Genomic DNA, 15,941 nt, shown 5'->3' with positions numbered 1-15,941 from the left:
CGGGCTGAACCGGGATCGATCGTGTCAACTGTCACCGTGGTTGCATCCGCAACTGTGGGTTGCGGACGCAATCGTGGATCGATTCGGCAGTGCCGGCGACGTGCGGAGGATTTCGCGCTGACGACCCTACTGCGATTCGAGCCATGTGGCGACCGCATTGGCGTCGTCGGCATCCAGCGTATGAGCAACGGCTGTCATGACGGGGGAATTGGCACGTGTCTCGTTCTTGAAGAACTCGATCTGCCGAAGCAGATAGTTCACGTGTTGTCCGGCAAGCCGCGGGAACGCGCCGGCACCCTGGCCCTGCGGGCCATGGCACGACGCGCATGCCGGGGTCCCCCGGTCCGGTACGCCATGCTCGAAAATATCTTTCCCCCTGGCCATCAGCGCGGCGTTGCCTGCCTTGCCATGCACCGGTTCCTGATGCGAGTAATAGGCTGCAAGCGATGCAATCGTCGCATCGTCGAGCCGCGACGCAATACCCCACATATACTCGCGCGCATGCGTCTCGCCCCGCGTGTGCTCGCGGAAGCCCTTGAGCTGCACAGTGAGATATTCCGGTGTCTGGGCGCTTAAGCGCGGGAACATGGGTGATTCGCTGTGTCCCCGTGCACCGTGGCAAGTGGCACAGACCTGCCGAGCCAGTTGCTCCCCGTCCTCGGCGCGTGCGTGCGACGGGACGCCGCCGATCGCGATGACGATCGGTAGCAGTGACATTGGCAAGAAAAACATCTTGTTCATCTTTCTTTGCTTCCAGTCGAACCGCGGTACAGCCAAACAGCCGGTATCGGTCGCTTGCGTTGGTATCGATGTCTTCCCTGGCGGCCTCATGCTTGCGTAGCGATACTGAATACAGTGTGAGAGCGCCGGAGACGGATATCTTGATTGAAGTCAAATACGAGTGTATTTCGCCGCTCGCCGCGGGTGCTTTGCCGGTCCATCGCTGTCGCCCGTCTTTCACACGATCGCGCTGGCGGCGGAGCGCACCCGGACCTCGAAAACCAGGTGCCGGATCGATGACAAGCACGAGCGATTCAGTCGGCAGGGCACCTGTTCGAATCGGCCGACGCATGCCGACTTCGCGCGTTGCCGGGCCGGCATGCTCTTTGATCTCCCTCAAGGCCGTCGCGTCGGCACACTTTGATGTCGAGCCGCAGCCGACCAAGATGGAAATTGTGGGCACTGGCTGACGGGCTCGCCGCGCAAGCGAGTCGATCGAGCGATCGCCAGTGCATTCCGCCTGTTTCCGTGAGGTCTGGTATGTCGTCGTTGGGGCCGAGGGCCGCGATCACCGTCATCCTCCGTGAGCACGAGCGGCTGTCTGCCGTCGTCGAGGGCATGCGGCGCTATGTCCATCTGCTTGCGGCTGGCAAGCCCGTTCCGGGTCTCATGGTGTTCCGGGCGATGCTCTATTACATTCGAGAGTACCCCGAGCAGATACATCATCCGAAAGAGGAGCGCTACCTGTTTGCACCATTGCGGGATGTGGCTTCCGAATTCGACGGCGTGATCGACGAACTGGAGACTCAGCACGCGCGAGGTGACGGGATGTTGACCAATCTCGAACACGCGCTGACCCGGTACGAGTTGAAGGGCGCGCCCGCATTAGCGGCACTGGTGGCGCTGGTGGATGAATATGCCGAGTTCTATTCGGATCACCGGTTTACCGAGGAGACGCTGATTTTGCCGGCCGCGAGACGTTTGCTGTCAAACGAGGACTGGGCGGAACTTGACCTCGCCTTCGGAGCCAATCGCGATCCATTCGACGGGGTCAAGCTCGAAGCCGATCTCGGCAAGCTGTTCTCGATGATCGTCAATGCGATTCCGGAAACGGAAGATTAGCGGTTCGCGCGTGGGTCTGGGCCGAGGCCCTCGACCGAGCCAGGATTCCGGCTCCGTGTGTGCGACGCACTCAGCATGCGTCGTCTGCAAACAGCCGGTGCTCGGGTTCGGCCTGCTCGGTATCGAGACATTGCACGCGCCAGCGACCGGCATCCGGCGCGTGATGGGCATGCGGGTACCAGCGTGCCATGCCGGATGCACCGACAGTTGGTGCTTGGGCATTGCCGGACGCGAAGCCGTCAAGGACGACGAGCGGACGGCTGGCATCGGGCACGGCAAGCCGGATGCCGTCGCCGGTCCGGGCAAGCGTCCCCCATGAGGGCATTGCCATCGCGTAGTGGCCTTCACACGACCACTTTTGCTCGTCGAAATCAAGCCAGACGATCGCATACGCCGACGGGCCGGCATGCGCGAACGTGTCGAGATGAACGGTGATGCGCATGGTGGATTCCTGTGATGAGTGACTGCCGACATCCGGTGAGAGGGCATGGGTCCAGTCTAGGTTTGGCCGTGCGGCCGGCCTTGACGCACGTCAACCGGTCAAGCGGCATGACGGCCATCGACGATCGCTGGCTTGACGACTTCGGTCGTGGTTTTCTCGTGACGCTGACGACAAGCGTCGCGGCGGCTGCCGCCTGATCCTGACCAACTGGATCCGCCGCGGGCCGGCGTCGCGGAACCCGCGCCGCGCATCCGGATTTCCGCGGACATCTGGCCGGACGCGTCGGCCATGCAAGCGCGCTGAACGCCGCGCGCGGTCCGAAGCTGCATGCGCGGATCGCGCGGGACGGGTGCCGCTTCGGCACGTGAAACGCCGCGCCGGCGTCGAGGCTCGCGGGCCAAGGCCGGCGAGTGTGCGCCGGACCGCAAAAGTCCTCGAACATGACGGATGCGCACTGCTATCATTCGCGCCATGCCGCGCCTGTGCCAGGGTGCGGCGCCAGGCGGCGAGGAGGTCGCCGCCGAAGGCTCGCCGCGCGTTCGAACGCGGCGCGCCAGGTGTTGCGTGCCGATGTCATGCGGTTTTCGACGATGGTGTCGCGTTCGGCACACTTCGAAACCCTTACAGATGCCGGCAAACGATTCACACATCGCAACACAGATTGGCGGAACTTCGTGATAGGTTCTGCCATCGGAGGTTTTTTGAATAAAAACATGCCCAAAGAGGATGAATACATGACCCAGGCTCTGCAGGAACTCGAAGCACAACTTCGGGACCTGAACATCAAGCTGTCGGAAGCCAAGCAGAAGGAGAAGCAAGCCGCACTGGCGGCATTCAGGGAGCAGGTCCAGCTGTTGGGCATCTCGCAGCAGGAAGTGCTGAGCGCCCTCGGCTACATCGTCCAGCGAAAACGCAAGGCGCCTGCCAAGTATTACGATCCGACGACCGGCCGCTCGTGGTCGGGCCGCGGCCCACGACCCAAATGGCTCGAAGGCCGGGATCTCGATACGCTGCTCGTCGACCGCGAGGCCAAAACCTGGTGGCCCGGGGACGATCAGGGCTGAGGCAGCACCGCGCCGGCCTCACCACTCCCGTTTCATCCCGTTCTTTCGGTGTCCCAGCCTGCTGCGGGATCGCCGGCTTCAACATCTTTCAAATTCATTACCGCCGCTGCCCGCTTCCGTTCCCGGAAGCGGGCAGCGCGGCGCTTTCTGCGTGCGCCCGTGCACGGGCCCGTCATGCGCGGGAACAGGCTTTAGAATGTCGCCCGGACATTTCCGGCGGGACACCATGGCAGCAAACATGAAATCTTCGGCGCTCGACGATCCGGCGGCGCCGCGCGGCGGGCAGGTCGGGGCGTACGCGTGGAAGGCGCTGGCCGGCTCGGCGATCGGCTACGCGATGGACGGCTTCGACCTGCTGATCCTCGGCTTCATGCTGCCGGCGATCACCGCGGCTTTGCAGCTGACGCCCGGGCAGGGCGGCGCGCTCGTCACGTGGACGCTGATCGGCGCCGTCGCGGGCGGCATTTTGTTCGGTGCCCTGAGCGACCGCTACGGCCGTGTGCGCGTGCTGACCTGGACGATCATGCTGTTCGCGGTCTTCACCGGCCTGTGCGCGTTCGCGCAGGGCTTCCGGGACCTGCTCGTGTATCGCACCATCGCGGGCATCGGCCTCGGCGGCGAATTCGGCATCGGCATGGCGCTCGCGGCCGAAGCGTGGCCGGCGAGCAAGCGGGCGCGCGTGTCGTGCTACGTCGCGCTCGGCTGGCAGGCCGGCGTGCTGCTGGCCGCGCTGCTGACGCCGCTGCTGCTGCTCCATATCGGCTGGCGCGGGATGTTCGTGGTCGGCGTGTTGCCCGCGCTGCTCGCGTGGGTGCTGCGCAACCGGCTGCACGAGCCGGAAGTCTTCGTGCAGCGCGCGACGCGGCCGCGCGCCAACGCGTTCCGGATGCTCGTCGCCGACGCGCGCACCGCGCGCACGAGCCTCGGCATCGTGATCCTGTGCTCGGTCCAGAACTTCGGCTACTACGGGATCATGATCTGGCTGCCGACCTTCCTGTCGAAGCAGATGGGCTTCTCGCTGACGAAGTCGGGGCTGTGGACCGCGGTGACCGTCGTCGGGATGATGATCGGCGTCTGGACCTTCGGGCAGCTCGCCGATCGTATCGGCCGCAAGCCGACGTTCCTGCTGTACCAGCTCGGCTCGGTCGTGACGGTCATCGCCTACGCGCGCCTGTCGGACCCGACGGCGATGCTGTGGGCCGGCGCGCTGATGGGGATGTTCGTCAACGGGATGGTCGGCGGCTACGGCACGCTGATGTCCGAGGGCTATCCGACCGCCGCGCGCGCGACCGCGCAGAACGTGCTGTGGAATATCGGCCGTGCGGTCGGCGGCTTCGGGCCGGTGGCGGTCGGCGCGCTGGCCGCGCGCTACTCGTTCCAGACGGCGATCGCGCTGCTCGCCGGCCTCTACGTGCTCGACATGGTCGCGACGCTGTTCCTGATCCCCGAGCTCAAGGGCGTCGAACTCGAATGACGACGCGCGATGCGTGGCCGGGTTTCGCAGCCAGGTGCCGCGCCGCGGTTCAATTCAACGATTCATCACATCACCGGAATACATGATGCAACGCAACCACCGAACGATCGGCGTGATGGGCTCGGGCAAGGAACCGTGGCTCGCGTTTTCCGAGCCGCTCGGCGCATGGCTCGCGCAGGCCGGCTTCAACCTGCTGACGGGCGGCGGCCAAGGCGTGATGCTGGCGGTCGCGCGCGCGTTCGCCGGCGTGCCGGGGCGGGCCGGCCGGTCGATCGGCATCCTGCCGACGCAGGCCGATCCGCACGCGGGCTTCGTGCCGCTCGACGGCTACCCGCATCCGTTCGTCGAGATCCCGATCCTCACGCCGCTGCCGCGCCGCGAACCGGGCGCCGATCCGCACACCATCAACCGGAACTACGTGAACGTGCTGAGCAGCGACCTGATCGTCGCGCTGCCCGGCGGGCACGGGACCGCCGAGGAGATCGCGCTGGCGCAGCGCTGGCGCAAGCCGCTCATCTGCCTCGGGCCCGACGGCGCGTTTCGCGAGCTCGCCGCGGGCGCGACGTGCACGTCGTCGCTCGACGACGTGATCCGCTTCATCGACGCAGCGTTCGCGGCGGAGTTGCCGCATGCGGAGCCGGCGCAGCGATAGTGCGGCGAGGCCGGGCATCAGTCGCCGGGTGCGAGTGCCGACGGCGGCTGGTCGTGCAGCCGGTCGAGCACGGCCCGTTCGGATCGGCGGTCGTGCATCCGCGGCCGTTTCCCGAACAGCGGATGATCGTCGCGGGAACGCGTCGGTGCGTGCCGGCGATCTGTCGGGGCGGCCCGACTGAGCCGCCCCGTGCTGGTCAGCGCCCCGTCTTCAGTTGCGCCCACAACCGGTTCTGGAGCCGGCGAATCTCGGGCGGCATCGGCTTGAGCAGCGTCATCTTGCTCAGCACCTCGTCGGCCGGATAGACCGACGGATCGCGCGCGATCGCGGGCTTCACGAACTGGCGCGCGGCCTTGTTCGCGGTCGGATAGAACACCGCGTTGGTGATCCCCGCGTTGACCTTCGGGTCCTGCAGGTAGTTGATCCACTTCAGCGCGGCATCGCGGTTCGGCGCGTCCTTCGGGATCACCATCATGTCGAACCACAGCAGCCCGCCTTCCCGCGGATTCGCGAAGCGGACCTCGTACGGACGCTTCGCTTCCGCCGCACGGCGATGCGCGATGCCGACGTCGCCGGAATAGCCGAACGACACGCACAGGTCGTTGTTCGCGAGATCGTTGATGTAACCCGACGAGTTGAACTGCGTGATGTACGGGCGCACCTTCTTGAGCACCTCGTATGCGGCGCGGTAATCGGCCGGATTCGTGCTGTTCGGATCCTTGCCCATGTACTGCAGCGTCGCGGCGAACACGTCGACGGCCTGGTCGAGGAACGATACGCCGCAGCTCTTCAGCTTCGCCATGTTGGCCGGGTCGAACACCAGCGCCCAGCTGTCGACCGGCGCCTTGTCGCCGAGCGCCTTCTTCACCGCCTGCACGTTGTAGCCGATGCCGTCGGTGCCATACGCCCACGGCACGCCGTACTGGTTGCCCGGATCGGCATCGGCGACCATCTTCATCAGCAGCGGATCGAGGTTCGACAGGTTCGGCAGCTTCGTCTTGTCCAGCGGCTGGTAGACGTTTGCCTGGATCTGCTTGGCCATGTAGTTCGACGTCGGCACGACGATGTCGTAGCCGGAGTTGCCCGACAGCAGTTTCGCCTGCAGCGTGTCGTCGCTGTCGTAGTTGTCGTAGCGCACGTGCAGGCCGGTCTGCTTCTGGAAATTCGGAATCGTGTCCGGCGCGATGTAGTCGGACCAGTTGTAGATGTTCAGCTCGCCGGCGGCCTGGGCGTGCGTGGTGACGAAGGAGGCGATGCCCGCGACGGACATCATGGCGGCGGTTGCGATGGTGCGGCGAAGGGTGCGGAGTTGCATGGCTTGTCGTTCGTATCGGGAGGCTCGGCGGTTGGCTGCTCGCCGCGCCACGGTTCAAGGGATGGACGTGTGCAACCGGCCGGCGCTCGAAACGAACGCCGGCGGTGCATGATGATCAGGAGTCGGCTCGGCCTGCGAAGCGAATCGTGAGGGCACGCAACGCGAGCCGACCCTGTCGCGAGTCACGCGACACGATGCGCAGGTCGAACGGAACGGAGGGGGCGCGCTAAGGCAGCAGCGACGCCACGTCGTCGGTGTGGATCGCGACGTATGCGCGCGCGGCGACGGCGTTGTGACGGCGGACGGAACGGCGGGACAGGATGGTGTAGATCGACAGATGCAGGCGAGGACTTTGCCGGCGGTCACTGTCGCCGGTGGACGAGATCGATGCCCGCACGTTGCGCGCATCGCCTCGTCTCCACCGCACCAGCGGGCCACGGATTCTCACGATTGCTCTCGACCGGGTTGTTGAAAGTATTGAACACCTGGCGACTCGCGGACGCTGGCCGTTTCACGTGTCGATCGCAGCATTTGCCGCGCGGCGGCAGCGGGACCGTCAAGCAAAACGAAAGCATGATGCAAAGCGAAATCGCCGAAACATCGCGTTCCTGTGAATCATCAGGTAAATCGCTGTAAGGATGTCTCCGGATTTTCCCTAGTGATTCGCGCGTCGACGGATCGGGTCGTCGAGCGTGAGCGCAAGGGCGTGCGTGACGTGTGCCGTTCGGGATGCGGTCGAAGTGATGAGAATATTCGACAGATTGCCGGCAGCACATGCGACATGCGCGGTTCGCGGCCGGCGTCGCGCATGTCGGCCGCGGGGCGAAGCAACGCGCGTGCGGTCGTCAGGCGACCCGGATCCCCAGATTCTCGATCAGCATCGCGGCCTGGTCATACGAGATGGTCGCGCCGCGCAGCACGCCCGACGCGAGCAGCTTCGGCGTGCCGCCGAGTTCCACGTCGCGCAGGTCGGCCCCGTCGAACCGGGCGTCGTTCAGATGCGCGTTGCGCAGGCTGCCGCCTTCGAACACGGCGTCGCGAAAGTCCGTGCCGGCGAGATCGGCATCCGAGAAGTCGAGCGCCACGAGCCGCGTTTTCCGGAACGAGAAGCGGCGCAGGCTCGCGCCGACCAGCAACGTGTTCGCGAATTCGATGCCGAGCGACTTGCATTCCTCGAAGTCGGCGCCGGTCAGCCTGCATTCGTCGAAGCGCGCCGAGCCGAGCTTGCTACGGCGCCAGTTCGTGTTGTTGAGATCGCAGGACTGAAACTGCGCGTCCTCGAGGTCGGCCGACGAGAAGCTCGTCTGGCGCGCGCGGCAGCGAATCCAGGCGGTCTGCGCGAGCGTCGCGCCGACGAACGACGCTTCCGCGAGCGCGCAGCGCTCGAATCGCACGCCGCGCAAATCGAGCCGCGACAGGTCCGCACCTTCGAGATCGCAGTCTTCGAGACGAAGCGGCGCAGGCGAGCCTTCGACGAGAAGCAGCAGGTCGGCGCGATCGAGCGTTCGGCCGGAGACGGAAACTCCGCAGGTCGTCATGGGGTAGTCCGGTGTGAGTTGAAATGTTCGAGGCCGGTATCGGATGGTATCGGCCGGGCTGCGCGACATCGCGCGGGCGCCGCCGCTCAGCGCGCGGCCTTCATCCGGGCCGCGACCGGCTTGCCGGCCGGCTCGCGCTGGAACGTCCACAGGATGCGCATCTGCGCGCGCATCGCCTGTTCGTCAGCCGGAACCAGGCAGTACGCGAGCCCGATACGGCTGATCAGCGCGATGATGTCGTCGAGCGCGGGCACCCGCGCGCCGTGCACGGCGACGTATTCACGGTACGGCTTTTCGAGCACGCGCTGCCACATCGGCGCGATGTTCTCGACGATGTAGCCGAACACGTCGGTGGACAGGCTCGTGGCCAGATAGTTGTGGTGAAAGCCGCCGTGATGACGGTCGCGATAGCGCACCGCGAAGCACACGCTCTCTTCGCAATAGGCCTCGAAGTCGTGCTCGAAGGCGGTGAGCGCGCGCTGCATCTCGTCGAAGAATTCGGCGTTCTGGATGCCGATCACGCCCTGGATCAGCTCCTTTTTCGTGCCGAAGTAGCGGTACAGCGTGCGCCGCGAAATGTTCGCGCGGCGTGCGACGTCGTCGATCGACAAACGGTCGATCCCGTGCTCGATCATCGCGTCGAGCGTGGCGCGCAGGATCGCGCTTCGCCCGTCGTTGACGCTGTCCATCCTGCTGGCGTCGCCCCAGCGCAGTTGCCGATCCATACCTTTCCTCGTTGCCGTGCGTTGCGCGGCGTGTGCCGATGAGCCGACCGAATGCGTCGGTTCGGAATTTTCGCATACGTTGTCACAAAAATGGAATTTGTGCCATTATGCGTCACAAAATAAATGTTTTGTGACATAGCGCCGGGTGCATCGACCCGCCCGGCATATTCCCGGCAAGGTCCGCCACGCAGGTGCAGGGCTGCGCCTTTCGACTGGAAGGAGACGATCCATGACCGAATCATCCGCGCCGGCCACCCGGCATCCCGTTCACCGGATTCATGCCGCACCCATCGACGCGCGCTACGCGCGCGGCTGGCATTGCCTCGGGCTCGCCGACGACTACCGCGACGGCCGCGCGCACGGCCTGTCGATCTTCGGCACGCGCGTGGCGGTGTTCCAGGGCGAGGACGGGCAGTTGCGAATCCTCGACGGCTACTGCCCGCACATGGGCGCCGACCTCGGGCGCGGCCACGTCGACGGCAACGCGCTCGTGTGTCCGTTTCACGGCTGGTCGTGGGCCGGCGACGGCACCTGCACTGCGATTCCGTATTCGCAGCGCATCCCGCCGAAGGCGCGCATCAAGTCGTGGCCGGTGATGGAGCAGAACCGCCTGCTGTTCGTGTGGAACGATCCGGAGGGCAATGGGCCCGATCCGGCGGTCGAGATTCCGCGCATCGACGCGTGCTTCTCCGATGCGTGGAGCGACTGGGCGATCGTCAAGTGGGTGATCGACACGAACTGCCGCGAGCTGATCGACAACCAGTCCGACATGGCGCACTTCGGCCCCGTGCATGGCGCGCCGATCGACTACTTCTGCAACACGTTCGCGGGCCCGGTGGCCTACCAGAAGCTGCGCGGCGGCAGCACGCGGCTGGCCGGCAGCGGCGGGTTGACGGCCGACTCGGCCTACTTCGGCCCGGCATACCACGTCACGCTGATGACGGGCGAAGCGCAGGGGCAGCCGCTCAGGTCGATCCTGCTCAACAGCCACGTGCCGATCGATACGAACAGCTTCGAGCTGCGCTTCGGCGTGATGGTCGAGAAGAATCCGGCGCTGACGGACGAACAGAATCGCGCGATGGTCGACGGCTACGTGCTGGCCGCGCAGTCGGCATTTCGCGAGGACGTCGCGATCTGGGACCACAAGACGCGCGTCGACAATCCGCTGCTGTGCGAAGGCGACGGCCCGATCTATCGGCTGCGCCAGTGGTACCAGCAGTTCTACACGGACGTGGGCGAGCTGCCCGCGCGGCACGCGAGCGTCGAGGTGCACGAATACCGCGGCGAGCACGGCGCCTGGCGCCAGCTCGCCGACGTGCCGGCCGATGCGGCAAGCTGCCTTGCCACGATCTGAGCGGAGGCGATCATGTACGACGATCGACACGATTCGTTCGGCGACGCCACGTACGACGTGGTGGTGGTCGGTTCCGGCGCGGGCGCGATGACGGCGGCGCTGCGCGCGCATGACCAGGGGCTGTCGGTACTGGTGGTCGAGAAGAGCACCGTCTATGGCGGCACCACGGCGGTGTCCGGCGGCGGCATCTGGATTCCGTGCAACGACCAGATCGCCGCGCTCGGCGGCAGCGATTCGTACGACGAAGCAATCATGTATTTGCGCGACGTGGTCGGCGAGGATTTCGACGCGCAGCGCATCGATGCGTATCTCGACAACGGCCCGAAGATGGTCGCGTATCTCGCGAAGCACGCGCACACGCGGTTCAATGCGGTGCCGCGTTATCCCGACTACTACCCGGACCGCAAGGGCGGCAAGCCCGGCTACCGGACGATGGAGCCGGCGGCGTTCGATGCCGCGCGTCTCGGCGCGCATTTCGACACGTTGCGCGCGCCTTCGCCGGCGACGCTGATCGGCGGGCGCATCGCGATGACGCAGATCGAGGCGCACACGATCCTCACGAAGGAGCGCGGCTGGCTGCGGCTCGCCGCGCGCCTGATGCTGCGCTATGCCACCGATTTCAAATGGCGGCGCCGCACGCCGCGCGACCGGCGCCTGACGCTCGGCAATGCGCTCGTCGCGAGCCTGCGCGCAGCGCTCGAGCAGCGCGGCATCGCGCTGTGGCTCGCAACGCCGATGCGCTCGCTGCACACCGACGGCGCACGCGTGAACGGTGTGGTCGTCGAGCGCGACGGCCGACCGTTCGGCATCCGTGCGACGCATGGCGTCGTGCTCGCGTGCGGCGGATTCGAGGCGAACCAGGCGATGCGCGACCAATTTCTGCCGAAGCCGACGCGCGCCGAGTGGAGCGCGGCGCCGCCGATCAACACCGGCGACGGCATCCGCGCGGGGCTCGCGCTCGGGGCCGACGTGGCGCTGATGGGCTTCGTCTGGGGCGTGCCGACGGTGCGCGTGCCGGGCGAGGAGAAGCAACGCGGGCTGTTCGTCGAGCGCTCGGCGCCGCGCTGCGTGATGGTCAACCGGCTCGGGCGGCGCTTCGTCAACGAATCGGCGCCGTATCCGGACGTGATCCACGCGATGTATGCGGACCATGCGAACACGCAGGCCAACGTGCCCGCGTGGCTGATCTTCGATGCCGAATATCGCAGGCGTTATCCGTGCGGCGTGCTGCTGCCGGGCAGCGTGCAGCCGGACAGCAGAATCCCGCCCGGCTGGCTCGACTCGGTCATCTATCGCGCGGGCACGCTGGCCGAGCTGGCCGCGAAGATCGGCGTGGATGCGCGGGGGCTCGCGCAGACGGTCGAGCGGATGAACGGTTACGCGCTCACCGGCATCGATACCGAATTCGGCAAGGGCGGCAACCTGTTCGATCGCTACTACGGCGATGCGTCGTCGAAGCCGAATCCATGCCTCGGGCCGATCGAGCGTGCGCCGTTCTATGCGCTGCGGGTCGACCCGGGCGAGATCGGCACGAAGGGCGGCTTGCGTACCGATGCGCATGCGCGCGTGCTGCGTTCCGACGGTTCGGTGATCGACGGCCTCTATGCGCTCGGCAACACGTCGGCGGCCGTGATGGGCAAGACCTACCCGGGCCCCGGCTCGACGATCGGGCCGGCGATGACGTTCGGCTATGTCGCGGCCGATCACATCGCGGCCGCGCGTTCCGACCGCTTCCTCTAGTCGAGGCCTTGACCTTGAAGTCGGGTTGAATCTTAGAGTGCCTGCTGACGGCAGTGAATCGGCAGGCCCGCACGTTGCCTGCGACGATCAATCTTCGACGAGAGGCAACGCAGATGGACAGGCGCTTTACACAGGTCGAATTCGGGCCCCACAAGGTCGATGTGCCCGAAGGCGGGTACTACGACCGGTTCCGGATGAATCCGGATCTCGACGCGGTCGCGTGCGATCCCGCCGCCGGGAACATCGATTTTTTCCGTCGGATCCCGAAGCGTCAGGTTGCGTCGCGCGTCGGTCCGACCTGGGCGCCAAATTTCTACTATCGCTCCAGCAGCATCCAGGTGCTGTTTCTCGCGCCGCTCGAGCGCCTGCGTACCACGCTGCCGGTGCCGCTCGAACCGCTGCGCGCATTTCCCGGTTACGGGCTGGTCGCGCTGACGTTCTTTTCGTATTCGGTCTGCGACAACGATCCGTATGACGAGGTGTCCGTCGCGGTCGTGATTCGCCGGCCGGGTGCGCGCGGCTCGCATGCGCTCGAGCTGCTCGACGCGATGCGGCGCCGGAGCTTCTTCGCGCATGTGCTGGCGCTGCCCGTCACCACGGAAATCGCACGGGTGCGCGGCGTGCACGGCTACCAGCTGCCCAAATGGCTCGCCGATATCGACATGAACATCGGCGCACGCGTGAGCGCGCGGATCGCCGGGATGGACGGCCGGCTGGACCTGACGCTGAACGCACCGTCGCCCGCGCTGATCGACGTGCCGTCGCAGTCGCGGATGGGCACGAATACCATGGTCAATCTCGTCGACGGCGTGTGGCACCAGAGTTCGGTGCAGACCAATACGCTATCGTTCGCACAGCGCGTGTTGCCGCGCGGCCTCGAGCTGGTGCGGCACGGTGGGCCGCTGAGCCAGCTGCTCGACGGGCTCGGTGTATCCACCATCGTGCGGTTCGACGTGGTCAAGGATGCCCAGCTGGTGCTGAATCTGCCGACGCCATTGGGGAGCGTTCGATGAACCCGTTCGATGAATCCGGCTGCTCGTAACCAACCCGTTTCGGAGGAAACATCGATGACCCAGCCGACCCGTGATCTGGATCTCGTCGTATTCGGTGCCACCAGCTTCGTCGGGCAGATCCTGACGCGCTACCTGTCCGAATACCTGTCGGGCAGCGGAGAATCGCTGCGCTGGGCGATCGCCGGCCGCTCCGAGGCGAAGCTCCGGCAGGTCAGGGACGCGCTGGGCGCAGCGTGGCAGGCGCTGCCGATCATCGTGGCCGATGCAGCCGACGTAGCGCGCTTGCGTGCGTTGTGCGAGCGCACGCGCGTCGTCGTGTCGACCGTCGGGCCGTACGCACTGTATGGCGAGCCGCTGGTGCGGATCTGCGCGCAGACCGGCACGGACTACTGCGATCTCACCGGCGAGACGCAGTGGATCAAGCGGATGATCGAACGGTACGAACCGGCGGCCAGGCAATCGGGCGCGCGCATCGTGCATTGCTGCGGTTTCGATTCGGTGCCGTCGGACATCGGCGTCCTGTTCCTGCAGCAGCACGCGCGGCGGCAGTGGGGCCGGCCGGCCACGCAGGTGAAGATGCGCGTGAAGACGCTGAAGGGCGGCGCGTCGGGCGGAACGGTCGCGAGCGTGATCAACGTCGTGCGCGAAGCCGCGGCCGATCCCGCGTTGCGCCGCGAACTGCTCGATCCGTATGCGCTGTGTCCGAAGGATCATCGCTTTACGGTGCGGCAGCACGCGGTCCGGTCGGCCGAATTCGATCGCGACGGCGGCACGTGGATTGCGCCGTTCGTGATGGCGGCCATCAACGAGCGCGTCGTGCATCGCTCGAACGCGCTCGCGGACGACGCGTACGGCAGCCGGTTCGCGTATGACGAAGCGGTCATCACGGGCACGGGTTTCAAGGGCCGCCTCGCCGCGCTCGCGATGATGGCCGGCCTCGGCGCGTTCATGGCGGGCGTTCTCGTCAAGCCGGCGCGCAGCCTGATGGAGCGCTTCCTGCTGCCGAAGCCCGGCGAGGGGCCGAGCGTCGCCGCGCAGCTGGCCGGCCGTTTCGATCTGCGCTTCTTCGGGCGCGCCGACGACGGGCGGACGCTGCGCGTGAAAGTCACCGGCGATCGCGATCCGGGCTACGGCTCGACCGGGAAGATGCTGGGCCAGGCCGCGCTCAGCCTCGCGCTGGATTGCAGCCGCGACGGCGAGAAGACCGGGCGCGGCGGGGGCTTCTGGACGCCCGCGACGATGTTCGACGAGCGCTTCGTCGAGCGCCTTGTGCGTCATGCCGGGTTGCGTTTCGAGGTGCTTTGAGCGCGTGGCGCACGCGTCCGGGTCGACAGGAATCGACGCGCCGCCATTTTGTCGGATGGCAGGACACATACCCATGGCCTCGATACGCTTGCCGAGGCAAACCGTAACCTTTAAGTGAAGTTCAAGGGCAGGCGCTTTTCGCCTTGCCTTTGCGCGGGCGCGCGTTGCCCATGACGAGGCCGGGAAGTGCCGGTACGGCGCGGAGTGGCTGACGTTCGCGCGCCGCGCGATTTCAGTCGTTCGCGCCCGCGCGCGGCGTCTTGCCGGTCCAGCGCCGGTACGCATGGCGGAAGCTGCGCGGCTCGCTGTAGCCGAGCCGCTCCGCGATCGCGGCCACGCTCAGCGCCGGTTCTTCGAGCAGCCGCACCGCCTCCTGGCGACGCACGTCGTCGAGCAGCGACTGAAACGTGATGCCGTCCTTGTCGAGCCGGCGTCGCAAGGTGCGCTCGGTCAGGTGCAGCGCGTTCGCGAGCGACGTCATCGACTTGAAGCGCGCGAGGTCGCGCGCCATCAGCTCCTTCGCGCGATCGGCGAAACGCGTGCCGACCGACGCGGCCCACTGCCGTTCGAGCGCTTCGCATTGCCCGTGCAGCGCATTGAAGCTGACTTCGTTCGCGAGCCGCGGGGCTTCCGTGCCGTTCACGCTCGTGAACACGAGCCGGTTCTCGCCCGCATTGAACGTGACCGGGCAGTCGAAGTGGCGCGCGTAGTCCGCGCCGTTGCGCGGCGTGCGGCGGGCGAGATGCAGCTGCGCGGGCCATACCGGCTTGCCGACCAGATCGGACACGATCAGGCGCAGGCTCGACAGGCACATGTCGGTCTGGAACACCTCGAGGTCGGGTTCGCCGTTGTAGCGGCCGATCGTCACGCTCATCCCTTCCGCGTCCGCGTGCGCGTGCACGCGCACGTCGAAATACAGCCCCATGAACAGCGGAAACTGGCTCATGCACCGGAACGCCTGCATCACGGAGCCGCTGATCAGCATCGCGTAACCGGCGAGGCCGAGCGTCGACACATGGAGCCGCGCGCCGATCGACAGGCCGATCGACGGTACGCCGCTGCAGCGCAGCAGGTTGCGGAAGCAACGCTGCTCCTGGCCGCGATTCACGTGCAGGTTCGGCGACGCGACTTCGGCCGCGCCGAGGCCGGTGCCCTCGAGCAGCGCGGCACCGTCGATGTGCCGGACGCGGCATTCGTCGAGCGCGACCGCGATCGCGTGCACGGTGGCGGGAATGTCTTCCTGGCGTCCGGCCGGACGCGCGAGGCCGAGCGCCGAACGCAGGCTGCGTTCGGCGCGGCTTTGGGGTCGATGGGACTTGCTGTCCATGGCGAAGGGCGGCAACGGGTTCGCGTAGAACATAGCCGGAATGTCCGCGAAACGCCAGAGGGCCCGCATCAGCGGGGGGCGGCCGCCCGCCACGCGTCCGGAAATATCCCCCGATTACGTCCGCTTTTCTCATTCGTCGTCGATTTTTTG

General features: G+C 66.5%; 15 protein-coding genes and 1 pseudogene. 9 read left to right on the top strand and 7 right to left on the bottom strand.

What is annotated here, in order from left to right:
* Window positions 1-126 precede the first annotated feature (126 nt).
* Window positions 127-741, bottom strand: coding sequence for a cytochrome c (locus DIE16_RS15785; RefSeq protein WP_124571241.1), 615 nt, complete (start codon window positions 739-741; stop codon window positions 127-129).
* Between the two features lie 519 nt (window positions 742-1,260).
* Between DIE16_RS15785 and DIE16_RS15780 the strand changes: the two genes are divergently transcribed.
* A complete protein-coding gene (locus tag DIE16_RS15780; RefSeq protein WP_124521235.1) occupies window positions 1,261-1,842 on the top strand; it encodes a hemerythrin domain-containing protein in 582 nt (193 codons plus the stop codon).
* Window positions 1,843-1,912: 70 nt separating this feature from the next.
* Here DIE16_RS15780 and DIE16_RS15775 read toward each other — a convergent pair whose 3' ends face one another.
* Window positions 1,913-2,284: a DUF3564 family protein gene (locus tag DIE16_RS15775; RefSeq protein ID WP_124892669.1), complete on the bottom strand. Its 372-nt coding sequence runs from the start codon at window positions 2,282-2,284 to the stop codon at window positions 1,913-1,915.
* A gap of 190 nt (window positions 2,285-2,474) precedes the next feature.
* Here DIE16_RS15775 and DIE16_RS37105 point away from each other — a divergent pair.
* The 4 genes and pseudogenes from DIE16_RS37105 to DIE16_RS15755 all read left to right on the top strand — a co-directional run.
* Window positions 2,475-2,652: pseudogene (locus DIE16_RS37105) on the top strand (RNA-directed DNA polymerase); the annotation flags it as partial.
* 366 nt (window positions 2,653-3,018) lie between these two features.
* Window positions 3,019-3,348, top strand: coding sequence for an H-NS family nucleoid-associated regulatory protein (locus DIE16_RS15765; RefSeq protein WP_044847685.1), 330 nt, complete (start codon window positions 3,019-3,021; stop codon window positions 3,346-3,348).
* 226 nt (window positions 3,349-3,574) lie between these two features.
* Complete coding sequence (locus DIE16_RS15760; protein ID WP_124667149.1) at window positions 3,575-4,822, top strand: MFS transporter; 1,248 nt, start codon at window positions 3,575-3,577, stop codon at window positions 4,820-4,822.
* Window positions 4,823-4,907: 85 nt separating this feature from the next.
* Window positions 4,908-5,474, top strand: coding sequence for a DNA-binding protein (locus DIE16_RS15755; protein WP_124892667.1), 567 nt, complete (start codon window positions 4,908-4,910; stop codon window positions 5,472-5,474).
* A 196-nt stretch (window positions 5,475-5,670) separates the two neighbouring features.
* Here the strand turns inward: DIE16_RS15755 and DIE16_RS15750 are convergent, their stop codons facing one another.
* The 4 genes from DIE16_RS15750 to DIE16_RS15735 all read right to left on the bottom strand — a co-directional run bounded on the left by DIE16_RS15750 (window position 5,671) and on the right by DIE16_RS15735 (window position 9,052).
* Window positions 5,671-6,747: a polyamine ABC transporter substrate-binding protein gene (locus DIE16_RS15750; RefSeq protein ID WP_409362230.1), complete on the bottom strand. Its 1,077-nt coding sequence runs from the start codon at window positions 6,745-6,747 to the stop codon at window positions 5,671-5,673.
* 268 nt (window positions 6,748-7,015) lie between these two features.
* Entirely contained in the window at window positions 7,016-7,186 is a 171-nt protein-coding gene (locus DIE16_RS15745; RefSeq protein WP_221622533.1) for a hypothetical protein, read from the bottom strand.
* A gap of 448 nt (window positions 7,187-7,634) precedes the next feature.
* Entirely contained in the window at window positions 7,635-8,327 is a 693-nt protein-coding gene (locus tag DIE16_RS15740) for a pentapeptide repeat-containing protein (protein WP_124892665.1), read from the bottom strand.
* Between the two features lie 86 nt (window positions 8,328-8,413).
* The gene (locus tag DIE16_RS15735) at window positions 8,414-9,052 is read right to left on the bottom strand and encodes a TetR/AcrR family transcriptional regulator (RefSeq protein ID WP_124488064.1); all 639 of its coding nucleotides are present in this window, start codon (window positions 9,050-9,052) and stop codon (window positions 8,414-8,416) included.
* A 229-nt stretch (window positions 9,053-9,281) separates the two neighbouring features.
* Here DIE16_RS15735 and DIE16_RS15730 point away from each other — a divergent pair, with 229 nt between their 5' ends.
* The 4 genes from DIE16_RS15730 to DIE16_RS15715 all read left to right on the top strand — a co-directional run bounded on the left by DIE16_RS15730 (window position 9,282) and on the right by DIE16_RS15715 (window position 14,464).
* Window positions 9,282-10,406: a Rieske 2Fe-2S domain-containing protein gene (locus tag DIE16_RS15730; RefSeq protein WP_124892664.1), complete on the top strand. Its 1,125-nt coding sequence runs from the start codon at window positions 9,282-9,284 to the stop codon at window positions 10,404-10,406.
* A 12-nt stretch (window positions 10,407-10,418) separates the two neighbouring features.
* A complete protein-coding gene (locus tag DIE16_RS15725) occupies window positions 10,419-12,146 on the top strand; it encodes an FAD-dependent oxidoreductase (protein WP_124892663.1) in 1,728 nt (575 codons plus the stop codon).
* Window positions 12,147-12,259: 113 nt separating this feature from the next.
* On the top strand, window positions 12,260-13,159 hold the full coding sequence (locus DIE16_RS15720) for an acetoacetate decarboxylase family protein (protein WP_124892661.1): 900 nt from the start codon (window positions 12,260-12,262) through the stop codon (window positions 13,157-13,159).
* Window positions 13,160-13,213: 54 nt separating this feature from the next.
* The gene (locus DIE16_RS15715; protein WP_124892660.1) at window positions 13,214-14,464 is read left to right on the top strand and encodes a trans-acting enoyl reductase family protein; all 1,251 of its coding nucleotides are present in this window, start codon (window positions 13,214-13,216) and stop codon (window positions 14,462-14,464) included.
* Between the two features lie 232 nt (window positions 14,465-14,696).
* Here DIE16_RS15715 and DIE16_RS15710 read toward each other — a convergent pair whose 3' ends face one another.
* Window positions 14,697-15,791 (bottom strand): AraC family transcriptional regulator, encoded by a 1,095-nt coding sequence (locus DIE16_RS15710; protein WP_124892659.1) that lies wholly within the window; start codon window positions 15,789-15,791, stop codon window positions 14,697-14,699.
* Window positions 15,792-15,941: the final 150 nt, after the last annotated feature.

The organism is Burkholderia sp. Bp9090 (assembly GCF_003857985.1).
GTDB lineage: Bacteria > Pseudomonadota > Gammaproteobacteria > Burkholderiales > Burkholderiaceae > Burkholderia.
The sequence above is the reverse complement of the archived record's forward strand: the minus strand, read 5'-3'. Positions and strand labels throughout refer to the sequence as shown.